Raw genomic sequence first — 20,157 nt, 5'->3', positions numbered from 1 at the left:
GAGAAAATATGGGTTTAATTTACAGAATTATAAATTTAGCTTTTGAAATTATGAATATACTTATATTAATAAGAATAGTAATCTCTTGGTTAGCTCCATATTCAAGAAATGACTTTACAAATCTTGTATATGCTTTAACAGAGCCAATTTTAAAACCTTTTAGGACTTTGATACCTATGGGAAATGTTAGAATAGATTTGTCACCAGTATTGGCTTATTTTGCTTTGAAGATTCTAAGATATATTATTTTTTATTTATTATAATAGAATAGAGAGGCCAATGGCTTCTCTATTTTTTGTAGGAGGAACAAAAATGCACGAAATAGAAAGTGAATACCACATACCAGTTTTATATTATGAAACATTAGAAAATTTAATAACAGATAAAGATGGTATATATGTAGATTGTACTTTAGGAGGAGGAGGACACTCTGAAGGTATATTAAAAGAAATTAGTGATAAAGGAAGATTAATTTCTATAGATCAAGATGATCAAGCAATAGAATTTGCAAAAAAAAGACTTGAGAAATATGGAAAAAAATGGTCTGTATATAAAAGTAACTTCGAAAATATAGAAACAGTTCTGTATATGGCTGGGGCTAATGAAGTTACAGGAATTCTTATGGATATTGGAGTTTCATCTACTCAACTTGATGATCCAGAAAGAGGGTTTTCATATAGATATGATACAAAGCTTGACATGAGAATGAATAGAGAAGAAGCGTTGTCAGCTTATGAAGTTGTTAATGAATACGAAGAAGGAGAATTAGTTAGAATTTTCTTTGAATACGGAGAGGATAGATTTGCTAGAAAGGTAGCTAGATTGATCTGTCAAAGAAGAGAGGAAAAGCCTATTGAAACAACTGGAGAACTTGTAGAGATAATAAGAAAAGCTTATCCACCAAGAAGTGAAAAACATCCAGCTAAAAAAGTTTTCCAAGCTATTAGAATTGAAGTTAATAGAGAATTAGATGTATTAAAAAATGCGATAACAAAATCTTTTAATAGTTTAGAAAAAGGAGGACGTTTAGCAATAATAACGTTCCACTCTTTAGAAGATAGAATTGTAAAAAATATGTTTAGAGATCTTTGTACAGGATGTAAATGTCCAAAAGAGATTCCAATATGTGTATGTAACGAAAAACCTAAAGGTAAATTGGTAAATAGAAAGCCAATAACTTCAGGTCAAGATGAGTTAAAATTTAACAATAGAGCGCATTCAGCTAAATTAAGAGTTATCGAAAAATTATAAAAATAAAAGGAGGACCTGATGAAGAGAAAAAAAGTTTTATTAACACTTGTTGGTATAATTTTAATCTGGTCATTTTATGGGTACCTTATAAGAACAATCTCATATTTAGAAAAAAGTAATTTGAAGATTGAAAGAGAGTTAAGAGAGCTTGAAAAAGAGAGAAGTAAAAGAATATATGAATATGACTTACTCATGGATTTAAGTAAAATAGAACAAGAAATGAATAAACAAAAAAATATGGTTATTTCTGAAAAGATAAATTTCTTTAAAATAGATGATAGCTCTTTTTAAAAATAAAGGAGAGTATTTATGAAACTAGAAAAAGGACAAATAGTTGAAATTAAGATAGAAAAAATAGTCTACGGTGGAGAGGGATTAGGTTACTATAATGGCGAGTTTGCTATGTTTGTGCCTATGTCTGTCCCTGGAGATATTTTAAAAGTTGAGATAATTTCTTTAAAAAAGAGTTATGGAAGAGCTTTAATAAAGGAGATTATAACTCCTGGAGCTGAAAGAATTAAAGATTTAAATCATGTAACTTTCGAAGATTTTCAAGGGTGTGATTTTGGAATGCTAGATTACACTGCTCAGTTAAAATATAAAAAAGAGATGGTAGAGGATGTAATAAGAAGAATAGGTAAAAATAGTGAAGTTTTAATAGAGGACACATTAGAATCACCTATTGAAAAAAACTATAGAAATAAAGTTATTGAACCATTTTCTTTTAATGGACAAGAAATTATAACTGGATTCTTTAAAAGAAAAAGTCATGATGTATTTCAAGTAGAAGATAATATGTTGAATTCAGTATTAGGAAATAAAATAATCACAGAGTTAAAAAATGTTTTAATAAAAATAAAGTAACTGTGTATGATGAAAAAAAACATTCAGGAATATTGAGACATGTAATGGTTAGAACAAACTCTTTTAATGAAGCTATGTTAGTTTTAATAATAAATGATACAAAAGTTTCTGAAAAAATTAAAAGTATTTTGAAAGAGGTAATGGATAAGTTTAAAGAGATTACATCGACTTATATTTCGTTAAATGATAGAAAAACGAATGTAGCTTTAGGCCATAAAAATCTACTTATTTTTGGAGAAAAAACAATTAAAGAGGATATTGATAATATTCATTTTAATATATCTCCAACATCTTTTTTCCAGATAAACTTGGATCAAACAAAAAGATTATATAGTTTAGCTATAAGTATGTTTGAAAATATAGAAAACAAAAAAATTGTAGATGCTTATGCAGGAACTGGAACAATAGGAATGATTCTATCTAAAAAAGCAAAGAAAGTTTACTCAATAGAAATTGTAGAATCAGCTGTAAAAGATGGAATTCAAACTGCAAAAGAAAATAATATAGAAAATGTTCAATTTATATGTGGGGATGTAAATAAAGAGCTAGGAAAATTAATAAAAGCAGAAAAAGTGGATTCAATAATATTAGATCCACCAAGAAAAGGGATTGATGAGGAAAGTCTAATAAATATATCTAAAGTTGGAATAGAAGAGATTGTATATATATCTTGTAATCCATCAACTTTTGCTAGAGATATAGAAATTTTAGAAAGAGAAGGATATAAGTTAGTTAGAGTAAAACCAGTGGACATGTTTCCTCAAACAAGCCATATTGAAGTAGTGGGAAGATTAGTTAAAAAATAGGAGGGCTTTATGATAAAGTTTTTAATATTTGCAGTAATTGCATATATATTTGGTTCACTTCCTTGTGGTGTTTGGTTAGGAAAGGGAGTTAAAAATATTGATATAAGAGAATATGGAAGCAAAAACTCTGGTGCAACAAATGCTTATAGAATTTTAGGACCAAAGTATGGTATAATGGTTCTAATATTAGATGCTTTAAAAGGATATATTCCACTTTATATAGCAAGTTTATTTGATATTGGTGGCATATATATTATATTATTAGGTTTGGTAGCTATACTAGGTCACACTTTTTCATTCTTTTTACAATTTAAAGGTGGAAAAGGGGTAGCAACAAGCTTAGGAGTTTTTCTTTTCTTAATGCCAAAAGTGGTAGGCGTTTTGGTATTGGTATTTATACTTGTGGTAGGAATTAGTAAATACATCTCTTTAGGATCAGTTATATGTGCAGGGTTATTACCAATTTTAGCATATTTTATGCCTGTAAGAGATGACGCAACTAGACTTCCATTAGTGGTAATATCTCTAATAGTTGGAATATTTGTAATTTATAAACATAAAGCAAATATTCAAAGGCTCATGGAAGGGAAAGAAAATAAATTTAATTTAAAGTAAGGAGATAAATTAAATGGAAAAAGTAGTTGTAATAGGAGCAGGAAGCTGGGGAACAGCTTTAGGAATGATTTTAGCAAAAAAAGGTTATGAAGTTGTAATGTGGGAACATAATAAAGAGATTGCTGAAAAATTAAATCTGGAAAAAGAAAATAAGAGATTGCTTCCAGGAGTAAAATTTCCGGATAATCTGAAAGTTACGTGGGAATTAGATGGACTTTTGGCTAATGTTAAATATGTCATTTTCTCTGTACCATCACAAGTATTAAGAGGTGTAATGGCGATAGTATCTTCACAAATTGAAGAGGGTATGATATTAATAAATACAGCAAAAGGAATAGAAGTTTTAAGTGGAGAAACGTTATCTCATGTTATGAAAGATGAGATAAAAGGAAAATACCATAAAAATATAGTGATTTTATCTGGTCCAACTCATGCAGAAGAAGTAGCTCAAGAGCTACCAACAACTATAGTTGCAGCAGGAGAGCTAGAGAATGCTAAAAAAGTTCAAGAACTGTTCAACACAGAAAACTTTAGAGTTTATGTAAGTGAAGATATAGCAGGAGTAGAGCTAGGAGGAGCAGTAAAAAACTGTTTAGCAATAGGAGCAGGAATCGCAGATGGATTAGGTTATGGAGATAACGCAAAAGCTGCTTTAATAACAAGAGGAATCGCAGAGATGATAAGATTTGGAAAAGTTATGGGAGCTGATGAAAGAACATTTTCAGGGTTGACTGGGATTGGGGACCTAGTTGTAACTTGTGCTAGTCAACATAGTAGAAATAGATATGTTGGTGAAAGACTTGGAAAAGGTGAAAAAATAGAGGACATCTTAAATAGTATGGTAATGGTTGCTGAAGGTGTACCTACAGTTAAGGCTGTGTATGCTAAAAAGTTAGAGTTAGGAATAAGCATGCCAATAGTTGAGGCAATTTATGAGATAATATACGAGGGAGCAAACACAAAAGAAAAGGTTAAAGAGCTAATGACAAGAGAGTTAAAAGAAGAATTTTATTAAAAAGAAATTTTGCAAGTTATACTTAAATTATTAATTACATTAAAAGAAATTCATAAATAAAAAAATTAAATAAGCAACACGGAGATTCAAAATAGAAAAAGATAACTAATGAGGGTATGGGGTGTGTATGACAGAAAAAGATTTAGTTTCATTTTATCTAGATGATATAAAAGAGTATGAAGTGTTAGGAAAAGATGAAGAGATATTACTTTTAAGAAAAGCAAAAAATGGTGATATTGAAGCAAGAGAAAGATTAATTTTATGTAATTTGAGATTAGTAGTTAATGTAGCCAAGAAATATGGAAGTAAAGGTATGAGTTTTATAGACTTAATTAGTGAAGGTAACTTTGGTTTAATTCATGCAATTGAAAAATTTGATGTAGAGAAGGGGTATAGATTCTCAACATATGCTGTTTGGTGGATTAAACAAGCTATAAGTAAAGCTATAATAAGCAAAGGTAGAGAGATAAGGATACCGTCATATAAACATGATATGTTGAATAAAATAAATAAATTTATAATGGATACCGTTATGTTAAAAGGTGATTATCCAAGTATATATGAAATATCAGATGGATTAAGTATAAATTTAGAAAAAGTTCAAGATTTAATGCTGGAGTTTCAAGAAACAATATCTCTTAGTTCTCCAATAGGAGAAGATATATGCTTAGAAGATACTATAGCTAGTGAGATGCACAATGATTTAGAGGATAATCTAATTAGAGAGATGAGTACATCTCAGATAAAAGAGATATTAAATAAATTAAACGATCGAGAAAAACAGATATTAAAACTTAGATTTGGATTTGATGGAAACCAAATTCATACTTTAGAAGATATTGGGCAAAGTTTTAGCATAACAAGAGAAAGAGTAAGACAGATTGAGCAAAAAACATTAGAAAAATTAAGAATACGTTATAGTGACTTACTAAAAGGAAACTATTACTATTAAAAGCAAGGAGGTTAAATTGATTTTAAAAGTTAATAGATTAGAATTTCTAAAGAAGATAAAAATAGTAGAAAAAGCAATCAATGAAAATAAAATTAGACCCATAATCTCTTATGTTTATATGGAAACAAGAGAGAATAGATTATGGTTTTGTGGAACAAATTTAGAGTTAACAATATCAACACATATGGAATGTGATGTAATAGCAGAGGGAAAGGCTGTTTTTCAACATAATTTAGTAGAAGAGTACTTAAAGGAAATCAAAGATGAAGAGATTACTTTAAATATAAAAGAAGATGTTTTAACAATAGAAACATCAGATTCAGCTTCTGAGTTTATGTTAATGAATGCAGAAGAGTTTCCTAAAATTCAAGAATCAGAGTTAGAAGATAACGAGTTCGAGTTTAAATTAAAAAAATTAGATTTAGCTGATTATTTTGATAAAGTAAAGTTTTCAGCTTCGATGTCTAGTGACAATTTATCAATAAATTGTATAAGAGTAGAGATTGAAAATAATAAAATAAAGTTTATATCTACAGATACTTATCGTTTAACATATTTAGAGCACGACTATTTAGATAGTGACGGAACTTTTAAAGTTAGTATCCCGATAAATACAATAGATGCAATGTCTAAATTATTAAGAAACGGAAATGAAGAAGAGATTGCATTTACACAAAAAAACAAGCAGTTATACTTTAAGTTAGGAAATATCTCAATAATAAGTAGAGTTATTGACTTACCATTCCCAAACTATAAAACAATATTAGAAGCTAGTGGATATAACAAGAAATTACAAATAAATAGAGTTGAATTCGAAAAAATGTTAAAAAGAATTCAAATTTTTGTAAAAAACAATTCAGAATCAAAGTTTGGAGCAATATTTACCTTATCTGGAAATGATATTGAAATTGAAGGAATAGGAGAGATTGCAAAGGCTAAAGAGATTGCAAAAGTAAATTATGAAGGAGATAATCTTAAGATTTCTTTAAATGTGAAGTTCTTATTAGAGTTTGTTCAATCAAGTGATAAAGATATTATCACATTGGAGTTTACAACATCAAATAGTGCTGTAAGAACAAGAAATATACAAGAAGATAATTATACTTATATAGTAATGCCTTTAGCTTTGAAAGACTAGATCATAAAAACTAGCTTACAGAGTGAGCTAGTTTTTATTTTGCAAAGATAAATTCTTTATGGTATAATTTGGATAATATTTTTTCATTTAAGGAGAAATAATGAGCAAATTTTATATACTAAAAATTATATATGAACTTCAATACTTCAGGTATTTACTATTGGAATATATAACTAAAAATCCATATGATAATAATAGCGCAAAAAAGTTTATAAATTTTAACAATAAGAGAGTCTTAAAAAAAATAAAAAAAGAGAAAATAAAAAAGATAGCAATATTATTACCTCACTGTATACAAAAGTATGATTGTAATTTAAAAATAACAAATAATATAGAAAATTGTAAAATGTGTGGATTGTGTGATATATCTGAAATTATAAGATTAAAAGATGAATTTAAACATATTAGCATAAAAGTGGCTACTGGTGGAACATTGGCTAGATTATACTTAAAAGAAGAGAGACCTAACTTAGTAATAGCTGTAGCTTGTAAAAGGGATTTAACTTCTGGAGTTAGAGATTCATTTCCAATACCAGTTTACGGAGTTTTTAATAAAATTATAAATACGCCGTGCAAAGATACTAGAGTAGCCGTAGATGAAATAAGAAAGGTATTAAGAGAGGTGGGGACAACGTGAGAAAATTAAAACTATTTATTGCTGGACTTTTAATATGTTCTGGGTTAATTGCCTCAGAAAAAGAGGATATTAAATTTTTGGATGAGCTGTTTATTCAGAGAAAATATTCTATGGCACTTCAAGAGTCTAATAATTTTATAACAAAATATCCACGTTCTAAATATATAAAAAATATAAAAATAAGAATGGGACAAGTTTATTACGTAGAGGGAAGATATCAAGAAGCAATAAACACTTTAAACGGGTGTTTAAAAGATTTAAAATTAAATCAAAATGAAAGTAATAATATATATTTATATTTAACTAAATCTTATATAGGGTTAAAAGATTTTGATACAGCATCTAAAGCAGCAAATTTAATAGTTAGAACGACTCCTGAAGGGAAAAATGACTATGAAGAAGCTTTATTATCAATAGGAAAGGGTTATATGGATAATAAAGATTATATCAGGGCTCAAAGGGAGCTTACAAGTGCTTTAAGTGTACAAGGAAAGAACTATGAAGATGTTGTGCTAAATCTTGCTTTAGCAGCATATAATAACTCTCAATATATAAAAACTATAGTTTATTTAGATGAATATTATAGAGGTGCAAAAGTTGGTACAAATAGAGACTTAGTTAATTATCTATATGGATCTTCTTATTATAAGACAAATGAAACATCAAAAGCATTGGAGTATTTCAAAAAAGTAAAAAATAGCAATGTAAGTTCAGAATATAAAACTCTATCAGTTTTAACAATGATAGAGATTTACTTAAAGCAGGGTAATGCTAAAGAAGCTGAAAATATATTATCTAGTTTATCATCGGATCCAAAATTATATAATACAGCATTAAAAAGTTTTGGTGATTTCTATTTAGTTAGAGGATCAAGTGATGTCGCATTATCTTATTATAATAAAATAACAACTAAAGATATAGATGTGTGGTATGGAATAGCACTTTCTCAATATAGGTTGAAAGATTATAAAAATTCTTTAGAAAATTTTAGAAAATTATACCCAACAAAATATAAAAATGAAAGTATATACTATCAATTATCTATTGAGTATTTAAATAAAAATTATAAGTGGGTTTTAAATAACAGAAACTTAGCAGTTGGATTAAATTTAAGTAGAGAAGAAGAGATTGCAATAAATAATCTAATTGGAACTTCGGCTTTCCAAGAGGGAGATTTTAAAATAGCAGAAGAATATTATGCTAAAAATTATAATATATCTCCTAATAAAGAATCTCTTTATAAAATGATTGTAACCTTGAGTAAAACAAAGGATAGAGTAAAGTTAAATAATCTGATAAAAGAGTATAATACAAAATATCCAAGTGACCAAGAATATAAGAAAAATATAACGATAATAACTTCAGATAATTTACTAGCAGAAGGCAAAGGAGAACAAGCTATAAATCTTTATAAAGAATATTTAGCAGTAAATAGAGATCCTGAAATTGTTTCTAGTTTGATAGAAGTTATGATAGCTCAAAAAAAATACAGTGATGTAATGCAATATTTAAACATTCAAGATGCTTCTTTAGAAAATACTTATCAAAAGGGAATTGCTACTATGGGAATGGGAAGATACGATGAAGCAGAAATGTATTTTAATCAAATTTTAAATAGTGGAGATAACGTTGATAAATCTCTTTATGAAAAATCAAAATACAATGTAATAAAAAATTATTTTTTATGGGAAAAGTATTCAGATGCAATAAATTCAGGAGAGGCTTATATAGCTGGAGATAACTTATATGCATTAGAGGATGTTGTTGATAAAGTTGCAATTAGTTACTTTAGACTAGATAATCCAGAAAAAGCAAGAGAGTATTTTGAGAAGTTAAAATTAGTTTCAAATATGGGAGATTATGCACAGTTTCAAATAGGAGAAACATATTATAGTGAAAAGAGATACCAAGATGCAATAGATGCATATAGAATAAGTGCACAAAACTCAAAAAATCCAGAATATAAAGAAAAAGGATTGTATTGGGAGATTTCATCTTTATATCTACTAAAAAATACAAATGAGTTTGATGCTAAAAGTAAAGAATTTTTTAAATCATATCCTAACTCAAAATTAAAAGATAATATTCTTTTAATGGAGGGGGAGCTATATGGAATTCAAGGAAATAATACAAATAGTTTAAAAACTTATGAAAAACTATATGGTGAAACTAAAGATGATGTTTTAAAAGAAAAATCTCTTATGAAAATAATAGAGTTATCTGAAAATACTAAAAATATTCAAAAAGAATTAGAGTGGATAAATAAAATAACTAATGATAACAAAAAAAGTTACTATATGGCAAAACATCTTCAAAGAGAGAAAAAGCATGAAGAAGCAAAAGTTGAATTTGAAAAATTAATAGTAACCAATGATTATAAAGATTTTGGAGCATTAGGACTAGGAGATTATTATTATTCTAAAAAAGATTTTTCAAAAGCAAAGGAATATTATGAAAGTATATTAGTTTTAGAAAATAGTGCATATAAAGATAAAGCATTGTATCAAGTGGCTAATATTGAAAAAAATACTGGATTAACAAAAGAAGCTGTTAGAAATTATACTAAACTTTATGTTTTATATCCTACAAGTGAATACGCACTAGAATCAAAAATAAGATCAGCAGAGGGATATGAGAATTTAAATAATTTTAAAGATGCAATAGCTCAATATGATGAATTGTTAAGAACAGAAAGTAAAAATAAAGATTATTTCTTAGAGAAATTAATATTTTTAAATTTAAAAATTGAGAAAAAAGATTTAGCAAAAGTATATTATGAGCAGTTAAAAAGAGAGAATTTAAAACTTTCTGAAAAATATAAAGATTTTTTTAACGGAGGAGAGAACATATGAAGAAATTAGTTATTACAGGTTTAATGGTTTTATCTTTAGGGGTTTTTGCTAATGAGGATGTAGTTATTGATAAGCAGGTAACTGGTGTAAATAAAGAGCAACTAGAAAGTTATCCAAAAGAAAGTAATGTACAGTTAGAAAAAAAAGTTATAAAAATAGATGATAAAAATATAACTGCAGATAAGTTTAAAGATCAAAAACAAGTTATTCAAATAAATGAAACAAACGATTCAATGAATAAGAGTCTAACTGAAACTGATAGCGGAACTCCAATTTGGAAGTACATAATAGGAGTAGTTGCATTAGTTACATTGGGAATAGCATTATAATTAAAATTACAACACAAAAGATTAGGAGGTCTATAGAATGTACTGGTTAGTTAATGGTGGAATACTTATGTATTTTATAGTTTTTATGTCAATATTAGGGTTGTATGTAATAATAGAAAGAGCAATTTATTTTAGAGTAAATGAGAATATAGATATGTCTAGAATAAGACCTATATTACGTAGTGCAATTGAAAAGAACGATATTAAAGGGGCAATTACAACTTTAGGAAATCAAAAAAGTTCAACTGCTAAGGTTATAAAGGAAGTTTTAATCTATTGGTACAAAACAAGAAGTACAAATGTAGAGACATTAGAAGAGAAAGCTAGAGAAGTAGCTTTAGCTCAAGTTCCAAAATTAGAAAGAAATATGTGGCTTTTATCAGTAGTTGCTCATACAACACCATTAATTGGTTTATTAGGAACAGTTACAGGTATGATAAAAGCATTCCAAGCTGTATCATTACATGGAACAGGAGATGCATCTGTATTAGCAAGTGGAATATCTCAGGCTCTATTGACAACTGCAGGAGGATTATTTGTTGCTATTCCATCAATTATTTTATATAACTATTTTAATAAAAAAATTGATGATCAGATTAATGATATGGAAAAGGGTAGTGCAGAGTTAATAAACTACTTTAGAAAATAAAGGAGGGGGAGCATGAAACTTAATAGAATTAAAAGAAGATCAGGTAATTCTTTAATACTTGAATTAACTCCCTTAATAGACGTAGTATTTCTGTTGCTAATATTCTTTTTAGTTGCTACAACTTTTGAAGATGTTAATAGTAGTATAAAAATAGATTTACCTACATCTACGGTAAAAAGTACTAAGCCAGTTAATGAGTTGCAAGTTATTGTAACGAAAGATAAAGAATTTTTTATAAGTTATAAGGATAAAGGAAAAAGTAAGAGGGAAAAAGTAAGTGCAAAAGATTTAAAAGAGGAACTTGCACAAAAGCTTATTGAATCAGAAGATAAAAATGTTATCATTAGTGCTGACAAAAGTGTTAATCATGGTATAATTGTAGATACGATGACAGCAGCTAAAGAGGCAGGAGCTATTTCTTTAGATATAGATACAGCTTCGCCTGGAAAGTAGGTGCGAATCTATGAATAGACAAAATAATGATTTAAAAATATTTATAGCATCGGTAATCATAAACCTTCTTATTTTATTTTTGATTCCTGGAATTAAAATAGATGAAATAGTTGATAAAAAGTTAAAGGTTGGTTTAGTTTCTCTTGAAACAAATACTAAAAGAACAACAACAAAGCTAGAGCCAAAGAAAAAAGTTACTCCTATAAAAGAGGAGAAAAAAGAGGAAAAGAAAGTTGTTAAAAAAGAGGAACCTAAACCAGTAGAGCAAAAACAAGAGATAAAAGAAACTAAAAAACTTTCATTAGATGATTTAGCAAAAAGTATTTCAAAGAGAGAGACAGAGTTCTTAGCCATTGATAAACCTTCAACTAGAGAGATAAATAGTGATTTAAAGAATGAGTTATTAAATAAAAAAGATTTGCAAGAAGCTGAAAAAAAATCTTCAATAGATCCAACTAAAGATATAACAATATCTAAAGATGATACAATTTTAGATAAAAGCGTAGATTATCAGTTAGATGAAAGTAGTAAAGATTTAGCTTTTCAAGGAGAGGGAGAAGAGGAGCTAGGATTTAAAACTATGGTAGAAAAAAACGGAGCTGATGGACTTCCAAGTGGTTATAGATTAGGAGTAGAAGATGGAGATGTAGTTGCTAAATGGGATCAAGGAAATAGAGAACCTAGATATCCAGAAGCTGCTCAGCTAAGAGGTATGCAAGGTAAAGTATTATTAAAAATACAAATAGATGAAACAGGTAAAGTTACATCAGTATTTATAGAAAAGGGTAGTGGAGTTCCAGAAATAAATATGGCTATAGAAGAAATTGCAAGAACTTGGAGAATCTATTTAACAAAAAATGGATTAAATATAAAAGGGAATGTTAATTTAGAATATAGTTTTAAACTTTTAGGAGCTTCATAAATAGAAGTAAAAATTAGAGGATGGTGAAGAGATTTGACTCTTTTAGGATTTAGATTAGAAAATGAATTAAAAGATGAGTTAGAAAGTAATTTTGAAAATGAATTAAGGTTTGCAGAAAATATTAGTTCTTTTATGGAGCTATTAAAAGAGAGAAAATATGAGGCTGTTGTAATTGATGAAACAAATTTACAACAAGACGCATTAGTTAACCTTGTTAAAAAAATTACAGAAACACATAAAAGATCAGTAATTATAATAATGGGAGAAACTTCAAACTTAAAATTAGTTGCAGGTGTGATAAAAGCAGGTGCTTATGACTATATTTTAAAACCAATTAGTCCAAAAGATGTTAATAAAATCTTAGAAAAAGCAGTAAAAGATCACAAACTTTTAGCTGAAAGAGTAGACAGAAATAAAAATACTGGAGACAAATTAATAGGACAAACAAAAGAGATTGTAGAAGTATATAAGATGATTGGAAGAGTTGCAAATAGTAGAATTCCAGTTTTAGTAGTGGGAGAGAAAGGAACTGGAAAAAGTAGTGTGGCAACAGCGATACATCAATTTAGTGATTGGAATACAAAGCCATTTTTATCAGTAAATTGTACATCTTTTCAGAATAATCTTCTAGAAAGAAAGTTATTTGGTTATGAAAAAGGAGCCTTTGAAGGAGCAGCGTTTTTACAAATAGGAGATTTAGAAAAAGCTAATGGAGGAACGCTGCACCTAGGAAATATAGAGTCTTTAAGCTTAGATATGCAATCAAAGATTTTGTATTTATTACAAGAGGGAGAATTTTTTAGAATGGGTGGATCTGAACCTATCGAAATGGATATAAGAATAGTAGCTACTACAAGTGAAAATTTAGAAGAATTAATTAATAAAAAATTATTTATTGATGAATTGTATAATAAATTAAAAATATTAGAGATTAATATACCACCACTAAGAGAGAGAAAAGATGATATTCCATTTATAATAGATCATTATTTATCTAGTTGTAATGAAGAGTTACATAAAGCTGTAAAAGGTGTAAGTAAACCTGCAATGAAAAAAATAATGAGATACGATTGGCCAGGAAATGTAAATGAATTAAAAAATGCTATAAAGTCAGCAGTAGCTCTTTGTAGAGGAAGCTCTATTCTAGTTGAAGAATTACCAGGAAATGTAACAGGAAATAAAATATCTAAAAGAAAAGGGGATAACCAAAGTTGGGTATTAACTGATTGGATAGAGGGAGAGCTTCTAGGATTAAAAAATAATAAACAAAATAACTATTATGGGATAATAATATCAAAAGTAGAAAAAGAGTTAATACGTCAGGTTTTAGAGATAACAAGTGGTAAAAAAGTTGAAACAGCTGAACTACTTGGAATAACAAGAAATACATTGAGAACAAAGATGAATAACTATGGCTTAGAGTAAAACTCTAGGCCTTAGGAGGAAAAAATGCACGTAACATTATATAGAAAATACAGACCAAAAGGTTTTGAAGAGATTGCAGGAGAGCAAGAGATTGTTCAGACTTTAAAAAACTCATTGAAATCTAATAGGTTAGCACACGCTTATTTATTTACAGGACCTCGTGGTGTAGGAAAAACATCTATAGCTAGACTTATGGCAAAGGGTGTAAACTGTTTAACAAATGGTATAACAGATACACCTTGTAACGTATGTGAAAATTGTAAAGAGATTTCTATGGGAAATTTTTTAGATTTAATTGAAATAGATGCAGCTTCAAATAGAGGAATCGATGAAATAAGACAATTAAAAGAAAAGATAAATTATAGCCCAACTAAGGGAAGAAAAAAAGTTTACATAATAGATGAAGTTCATATGTTAACTAAAGAAGCTTTTAATGCTCTTTTAAAAACTTTAGAGGAGCCTCCAGAGCATGTTCTATTTATTTTAGCTACAACAGAGCCTGATAAAATTTTACCAACTATCATCTCAAGATGTCAGAGATATGATTTTAAAAGTGTTAATTATAGAGATATGAGAGAGAAATTACTATATATAGTAGATAGCGAAGGATATAAAATAGATGAACCTAGTTTAGTCGCTATTTATGAAGCTTCTGGTGGAAGCATGAGAGATTCAATATCAATTTTAGAAAGACTTATGATAAATACAGAGGAAAAAAATATTGTAATTGAAAAAGCAGAGGATGTATTAGGAATAACTCCTTTGAAAACTATAGATTTATTTATAGAAGCTATAGAGAATAAAAATCAGTCTCAAGGAATTGAACTTTTAGAAGATATCTGGAAAAATTCTATAGATATAGAGTTATTTTTTAAAGATTTAGCCAAAAGAGCTAAAGATAGAATTATAAAAGGTGATTTAGAAACTGAAAAAGGTCTAGAAATAATTGACACAATTTATGATATTTTATCGAAATTTCGTTATGAAGAGGATAAACGTCTAATTGGATATGTTATTTTAAATAGATTAACAGAGAGAAAAGAAAAAGAGGTTATAGTTGAGAAAATTATAGAAAAAGTTCAAGAAGTTGATAAGGATGTAGTAGACATTTCAGAAAATGATGTTAATCAAGAAATTGTATCTAAAGTAACTTATGATGAAGTAAAAAAATCTTGGAATAAAATAATAGAAGAGTCTAAAAAAGTAAAAATGACATTTGGAGCATTTTTAATTAAAGCATATTTTAAAGATTTTTCAAACAACACTTTAACTATTGGGTTTCCAGAAGATCAGGGATTTGCAAAAAATATGATGGAAACAGAACCTTATAGAACATTGTTCTTAGATGTAGCAAGAAAAGTTCTTAAGTCAAAAATTATGATAAAATATGAATTGCAAGAGGTTAATAAAAATAAAGATAGAGGAGAAACTGAGGATTTTTCTAAAAAAATAATAGATTTTTTTGGAGGAGAAATAATATAGCTTAACAAAACTCTACCTTTATGGTATAATTATCCTGATAAAGTTTTAGGAGGATTAATGTTTTTAATAACAGGAATAATAATAGCAGCATTATTTTTAGTTTCTACCTCGATGCCTTTTTTAAGTTGGATTTTACCATATTATAAAATCAAAAAATTAGAAAATGCAGATTTAAAAACTAAAATTATAGCCAATGTAGTTGCTTTAGTTGCTATAGGTTGGATAGATATACATTTTTTAGTAACTTATATTGGAGTTTTTGTTTCAATAGAAGTTCTTTACTATATATTAAAAAGATATGACAGAAAAATACAATATTTTGATAGAATATTTATAACAAGCTTATTGATAGGTATTGGAGTTTGTATATACATATATTTTAATAGAGTTGGGTTAAATATAGGATTTGAACAATTAAAAAGTTTATATTTACAAAAAACAACATTTACTCAATATGAAGTAGATATGGCATTTAAGTATATTAAAGATAATTTTACATATTTAGTATTTGCGTATTTAAATATGACAGTATTTTTAACATATTACTTTTTAAATAAAGAAGATTTCTTTAAGTGGGAAGCTTCATATTTATGGTTAATTCCTTATATAGTTGTATTTTTTATAGAGAAATATACTTCTTTTGGAGGAAATTTAACAAGTAATATATTAGAAGTTTTAAAAATAGTTTACATAATGTATTTTATGAAGATTGTTGCAAGTATATTAAATGAAAAAGTAAAAAAACAATCTTTATGTTTTACAGTAGGTGTATTTTTAGCTTTAATATCTCCAGAATTTGCATTTATTTTTGGAGCATTAGCTAGTGGAATAAAAATTAAAATAGTAAAATCATAAAATAATTAGGAGGAGTTTTTATGTCAAAAATACAAGTAATTTTAACAGCGGATGTGGCAGGACAAGGAAGAAAAGGAGAGATTGTAAGTGTTTCTGAAGGGTATGCAAAAAACTTCCTATTAAAAAATAATAAAGGAATTGTAGCAACTCCAGAGGAGTTAAAAAAGATAGAGAATAAAAAAATAAGAGATGCTAAAAAAGCTGAAGAAGAAAAGAAAAAAGCGATTGAAGTAAAAGCATTATTAGAGAGTAAAAAATTATCAATAGTTGGAAAAACAGGAGATAATGGAAAACTATTTGGAGCAATAACAAATAAAGAGATTTCTGCTGAATTAAAAAAAGAATTTGGACTAGATATAGATAGAAAAAAAATAGAGTGCACTATTAAGAGCTTAGGAGAACATACAGTAATTGTTAAATTACATACAGATGTAAAGGCTGAGGTTTTAGTAGTTATAAAAGGATAGTGAAATATGGAAGATATAGAAAAACTTAGAAAAATTCCAAGTAGTTTAGAAGCTGAAAGGTCGGTTCTAGGTGGTATTTTTTTGAAGCCAGATATTTTTAGTGAGGTAATAGAAATTATTACCTCAAGTGATTTTTATAAAATGGCTCATAAATTGATTTTTGAAGTTATGCAAGAGATATATGGTTCTGGGGAATCAATAGATCCAATTATAGTTATGGATAGATTAAAAAGAAAAGATAAGTTTGATGATATTGGTGGAGAAGCTATCTTTTATGAAATTATAGAAGAAGTGCCAACAGCAGCAAATATCTTGACTTATGCAAGAATTATAAAAGAAAAGGCAACTTTAAGAAAACTTGGAGATATTGGAACTAAAATAGTAGAAATGACTTATGAAGGATATGAAGATGTGGATACTATATTAGATAAAGCTGAAGGAATGATATTTAAAGTTGCTGAAAGTAAAGAGTCAAAAGACATTGTTAGTTTAAAAGAAGTTGTTACAAATGAATTTGAAAGATTAGAGCAACTTTTACAAAATAAAGGTGTAACAACTGGAATATCAAGTGGATTTAAACATTTTGATGAAATGACAAGTGGATTCCATCCGTCAGATTTAGTAATTCTAGCTGCTAGACCATCTATGGGAAAAACAGCCTTTGCTTTAAACTTAGCTTTAAATGCAGCTATGAAGGCTGAAAAAGGAGTTTTAGTATTTAGTTTGGAGATGTCAAGTTCACAACTATTACAAAGACTTTTAGCTATAGAGGCTGGTATAGGATTACAAAAGATTAGAAATGGATTTTTAGGAGAAGACGATTGGGGAAAATTAGGAATTGCCAGTGGTAAATTAGCAAATGCTGAAATAAATATTGCAGATGTTCCCAATGTAAATGTTTTAGAGATTAGATCCATAGCAAGAAGATTAAAAGCGGCTGGAAAATTAGATATGATTTTAATTGACTATTTGCAACTTATAAAAGGAACAAGTGGAAAATCAGATAATAGACAGCAAGAAATCTCAGATATCTCAAGATCGTTAAAAGGGATAGCTAGAGAGTTAGATATACCGATAATTGCACTATCACAGCTTTCTCGTGCTCCAGAACAAAGAGCTGATAGAAGACCAATGCTATCAGACTTAAGAGAATCAGGAGCAATTGAGCAAGATGCTGATATGGTTGTATTTTTATATAGAGATGATTATTATAATGATGAGTCAGAACAAAAAGGTATAACAGAAGTTATCATAGGAAAGCAAAGAAATGGACCAGTTGGAACTGTAAACTTGAAGTTCTTCCACGAAATTACCAAGTTTGGAGATTACACAACTAAGGTTGAATAGAAAGGTGAGAAAAAAATGAAAAGAGCAGAATTATTAGCTCCAGCAGGAAATATGGAAAAGTTAAAAATGGCTTTCCATTATGGAGCAGACGCAGTATTCTTAGGAGGAAAAATGTTTAACCTAAGAGCTGGAAGTCACAACTTTAATGATGAGGAGTTAAAAGAGGCTGTTGAATATGCACATTCAATGGAAAAAAGAGTATATGTAGCTCTTAATATAATACCTCATAATAATGAATTAGAGTTATTACCAGATTATGTAAAATATTTAGAAGAGATTGGAGTAGATGGTGTAATAGTTGCAGACTTAGGAGTATTCCAAGTTGTAAAAGAACACACTAACTTAAATATAAGTGTAAGTACTCAAGCAAGTAATACTAACTGGCGTTCAGTAAAAATGTGGAAAGATTTAGGAGCTAAAAGAGTAGTTTTAGCAAGAGAAATATCTTTAGATAACATTGCTGAAATAAGAGCTAAAGTACCTGATATTGAGTTAGAAGTATTTGTTCACGGAGCAATGTGCATGTCAGTTTCTGGAAGATGTTTACTAAGTAACTATATGACTGGTAGAGATGCTAATAGAGGAGATTGTGCTCAATCATGTAGATGGAAGTATAATTTAGTTGAAGAAACGAGACCAAATGAGTATATGCCTGTTTATGAGGATGAAAGAGGAACGTATATATTCAACTCAAAAGATTTATGTACAATAGAGATTATAGATAAAATTCTTGATTTAGGAGTAGACTCTTTAAAAATTGAGGGTAGAATGAAAGGTATTTATTATGTTTCAAATGCTGTAAAAGTATATAAAGAAGCAATAAATAAATATTATGCAGGAGAATATGAGTATGACCCAACTTGGATGGAAGAGATTCAATCAACATCTAATAGATCATACACTCAAGGGTTCTATCATGGGCAACCAGGAGCAGAAGCTAATAACTATAATGATAGAAATTCTTATAGTCAAACACACCAATTAGTTGCTAAAATAGAGGAAAAAATTGGAGAAAATGAATATGTTTTAGGAATTAGAAATAGAGTTTTAGCAGGAGAATCTTTAGAAGTTATAACTACTTCAGGAAAACCTAGAGTTATTGTAATGCCTAAGATGACTTTAATAACTAAAGCAGGAGAAGAAGTTGTAGAAGCTGCTAATCCAAATTCAACTGTAAAGGTAGTTTTAGAGGGTGGATTTGAAGCTATGGATATGATTAGAAGAGTTAAAGAAACTCAAGAGTAATAAAAAAAAGAGGCAATGCCTCTTTTTTTATTTAATTAATTATTTTTTGAATCTTTTATTTTTTTCTCAGTAGCTCTTATAAATCTAGGAATGAACCATTCCTTTTCTTCTTCTTCTTTTTGATCTTTCTTTGTATAAATTCTTTGAAGCTCATCATAGTATGCTTGAGATTCTCCACTGAATTCATTTTTATCCTTTATAGGATATTTCTTTAAATTTGGGAAATTTTTATCTAATGTAGCATTCCACTCTTCTACTTGTGCTTTATGTAAAGATAAGAATAAATCAACATCTCCTGTAAATTTAATCTCTTTAATAACATCTCCAACTTCTAATTTTTTGATATTGTTGAAATCTTTTTCTTCAATATATTCTCCAAATATAGTATGCTTATTGTTTAGCCAATCAGCAGGATAAAGAGTAAAGAAGAATTGTGATCCTCCTGTTTCAGGTCCTGTATTTGCCATTGCTAACATTCCTGGTTGATAGAAATCTAACCATTTAGAGAATTCATCAGGAATAGAATAACCAGGTCCTCCATCTCCTCTTCCAGTAGGGTCTCCACCTTGAACCACAAAATTTTCTACAGCTCTATGAATTTTTGTATTGTCATAGAATCCTCTTTTTGCAAGGTTTATAAAATTAGCTACAGTTACTGGGGAAGCTTCTGGATATAAATAGAAACTAATATCCCCTTGTGTTGTTACAAAAGTAGCTCTAATATCGTTATATTTTACTGCTTGAGTTTTACTAGTAGATGAACAACTCACCATTACAGCTAACATCACTACTAGAGATAGTAATTTAATGATTTTTTTCATATATGCCCTCCTGTTTTTTCTGCTAGTATTAT

At 28.3% G+C, this 20,157-nt stretch carries 20 protein-coding genes and 1 pseudogene; 20 read left to right on the top strand and 1 reads right to left on the bottom strand.

Going from position 1 to position 20,157, the window contains the following annotated elements; genetic code table 11:
- The first annotated feature begins 8 nt into the window (after positions 1-8).
- The 20 genes and pseudogenes from H5J23_RS08230 (at position 9) to H5J23_RS08135 (ending at position 19,304) form a co-directional block, all read left to right on the top strand.
- A complete protein-coding gene (locus tag H5J23_RS08230) occupies positions 9-263 on the top strand; it encodes a YggT family protein (RefSeq protein WP_023049560.1) in 255 nt (84 codons plus the stop codon).
- A 49-nt stretch (positions 264-312) separates the two neighbouring features.
- Positions 313-1,251 carry a 16S rRNA (cytosine(1402)-N(4))-methyltransferase RsmH gene (gene rsmH / locus H5J23_RS08225; RefSeq protein WP_185891737.1) on the top strand — a complete coding sequence of 313 codons (939 nt, stop codon included), beginning with the start codon at positions 313-315 and terminating at the stop codon, positions 1,249-1,251.
- Positions 1,252-1,269: 18 nt separating this feature from the next.
- A complete protein-coding gene (locus H5J23_RS08220) occupies positions 1,270-1,542 on the top strand; it encodes a hypothetical protein (RefSeq protein WP_023049562.1) in 273 nt (90 codons plus the stop codon).
- Positions 1,543-1,560: 18 nt separating this feature from the next.
- Positions 1,561-2,921: pseudogene (rlmD, locus tag H5J23_RS08215) on the top strand (23S rRNA (uracil(1939)-C(5))-methyltransferase RlmD).
- A gap of 12 nt (positions 2,922-2,933) precedes the next feature.
- Positions 2,934-3,536: a glycerol-3-phosphate 1-O-acyltransferase PlsY gene (plsY, locus tag H5J23_RS08210; protein WP_040405908.1), complete on the top strand. Its 603-nt coding sequence runs from the start codon at positions 2,934-2,936 to the stop codon at positions 3,534-3,536.
- A 13-nt stretch (positions 3,537-3,549) separates the two neighbouring features.
- Entirely contained in the window at positions 3,550-4,551 is a 1,002-nt protein-coding gene (locus tag H5J23_RS08205; protein WP_023049565.1) for an NAD(P)H-dependent glycerol-3-phosphate dehydrogenase, read from the top strand.
- A gap of 127 nt (positions 4,552-4,678) precedes the next feature.
- Positions 4,679-5,503, top strand: a complete 825-nt coding sequence (locus tag H5J23_RS08200) for an RNA polymerase sigma factor RpoD/SigA (protein ID WP_023049566.1) — start codon at positions 4,679-4,681, stop codon at positions 5,501-5,503.
- A gap of 16 nt (positions 5,504-5,519) precedes the next feature.
- Positions 5,520-6,641, top strand: coding sequence for a DNA polymerase III subunit beta (gene dnaN / locus H5J23_RS08195; protein WP_023049567.1), 1,122 nt, complete (start codon positions 5,520-5,522; stop codon positions 6,639-6,641).
- Positions 6,642-6,741: 100 nt separating this feature from the next.
- A complete protein-coding gene (locus H5J23_RS08190) occupies positions 6,742-7,278 on the top strand; it encodes a DUF116 domain-containing protein (protein WP_023049568.1) in 537 nt (178 codons plus the stop codon).
- Positions 7,275-10,130 (top strand): tetratricopeptide repeat protein, encoded by a 2,856-nt coding sequence (locus H5J23_RS08185; protein ID WP_023049569.1) that lies wholly within the window; start codon positions 7,275-7,277, stop codon positions 10,128-10,130. The genes H5J23_RS08190 and H5J23_RS08185 overlap by 4 nt, the downstream gene beginning before the upstream one ends.
- Positions 10,127-10,459 carry a hypothetical protein gene (locus H5J23_RS08180; protein ID WP_023049570.1) on the top strand — a complete coding sequence of 111 codons (333 nt, stop codon included), beginning with the start codon at positions 10,127-10,129 and terminating at the stop codon, positions 10,457-10,459. Before H5J23_RS08185 ends, H5J23_RS08180 begins: the two co-directional genes overlap by 4 nt.
- Positions 10,460-10,496: 37 nt before the next feature.
- Complete coding sequence (locus H5J23_RS08175) at positions 10,497-11,108, top strand: MotA/TolQ/ExbB proton channel family protein (RefSeq protein ID WP_023049571.1); 612 nt, start codon at positions 10,497-10,499, stop codon at positions 11,106-11,108.
- A gap of 12 nt (positions 11,109-11,120) precedes the next feature.
- Positions 11,121-11,561, top strand: coding sequence for a biopolymer transporter ExbD (locus tag H5J23_RS08170; RefSeq protein WP_185891736.1), 441 nt, complete (start codon positions 11,121-11,123; stop codon positions 11,559-11,561).
- A 10-nt stretch (positions 11,562-11,571) separates the two neighbouring features.
- Positions 11,572-12,483, top strand: a complete 912-nt coding sequence (locus H5J23_RS08165) for an energy transducer TonB (protein WP_185891735.1) — start codon at positions 11,572-11,574, stop codon at positions 12,481-12,483.
- A gap of 33 nt (positions 12,484-12,516) precedes the next feature.
- Positions 12,517-13,908: a sigma-54 dependent transcriptional regulator gene (locus H5J23_RS08160; RefSeq protein ID WP_023049574.1), complete on the top strand. Its 1,392-nt coding sequence runs from the start codon at positions 12,517-12,519 to the stop codon at positions 13,906-13,908.
- 24 nt (positions 13,909-13,932) lie between these two features.
- The gene (gene dnaX / locus H5J23_RS08155; RefSeq protein WP_185891734.1) at positions 13,933-15,390 is read left to right on the top strand and encodes a DNA polymerase III subunit gamma/tau; all 1,458 of its coding nucleotides are present in this window, start codon (positions 13,933-13,935) and stop codon (positions 15,388-15,390) included.
- Between the two features lie 57 nt (positions 15,391-15,447).
- Complete coding sequence (locus H5J23_RS08150; protein ID WP_185891732.1) at positions 15,448-16,245, top strand: hypothetical protein; 798 nt, start codon at positions 15,448-15,450, stop codon at positions 16,243-16,245.
- Between the two features lie 20 nt (positions 16,246-16,265).
- Entirely contained in the window at positions 16,266-16,712 is a 447-nt protein-coding gene (gene rplI, locus H5J23_RS08145) for a 50S ribosomal protein L9 (protein ID WP_023049577.1), read from the top strand.
- A gap of 6 nt (positions 16,713-16,718) precedes the next feature.
- Entirely contained in the window at positions 16,719-18,059 is a 1,341-nt protein-coding gene (dnaB, locus tag H5J23_RS08140) for a replicative DNA helicase (protein ID WP_023049578.1), read from the top strand.
- A 15-nt stretch (positions 18,060-18,074) separates the two neighbouring features.
- The gene (locus H5J23_RS08135) at positions 18,075-19,304 is read left to right on the top strand and encodes a U32 family peptidase (protein WP_023049579.1); all 1,230 of its coding nucleotides are present in this window, start codon (positions 18,075-18,077) and stop codon (positions 19,302-19,304) included.
- Positions 19,305-19,339: 35 nt separating this feature from the next.
- Here H5J23_RS08135 and H5J23_RS08130 read toward each other — a convergent pair whose 3' ends face one another.
- Positions 19,340-20,125 (bottom strand): peptidylprolyl isomerase, encoded by a 786-nt coding sequence (locus H5J23_RS08130; RefSeq protein ID WP_023049580.1) that lies wholly within the window; start codon positions 20,123-20,125, stop codon positions 19,340-19,342.
- Positions 20,126-20,157: the final 32 nt, after the last annotated feature.

It is taken from the genome of Cetobacterium sp. 2G large (assembly GCF_014250655.1).
Taxonomy (GTDB): Bacteria; Fusobacteriota; Fusobacteriia; order Fusobacteriales; family Fusobacteriaceae; genus Cetobacterium_A; species Cetobacterium_A somerae.
The sequence above is the reverse complement of the archived record's forward strand: the minus strand, read 5'-3'. Positions and strand labels throughout refer to the sequence as shown.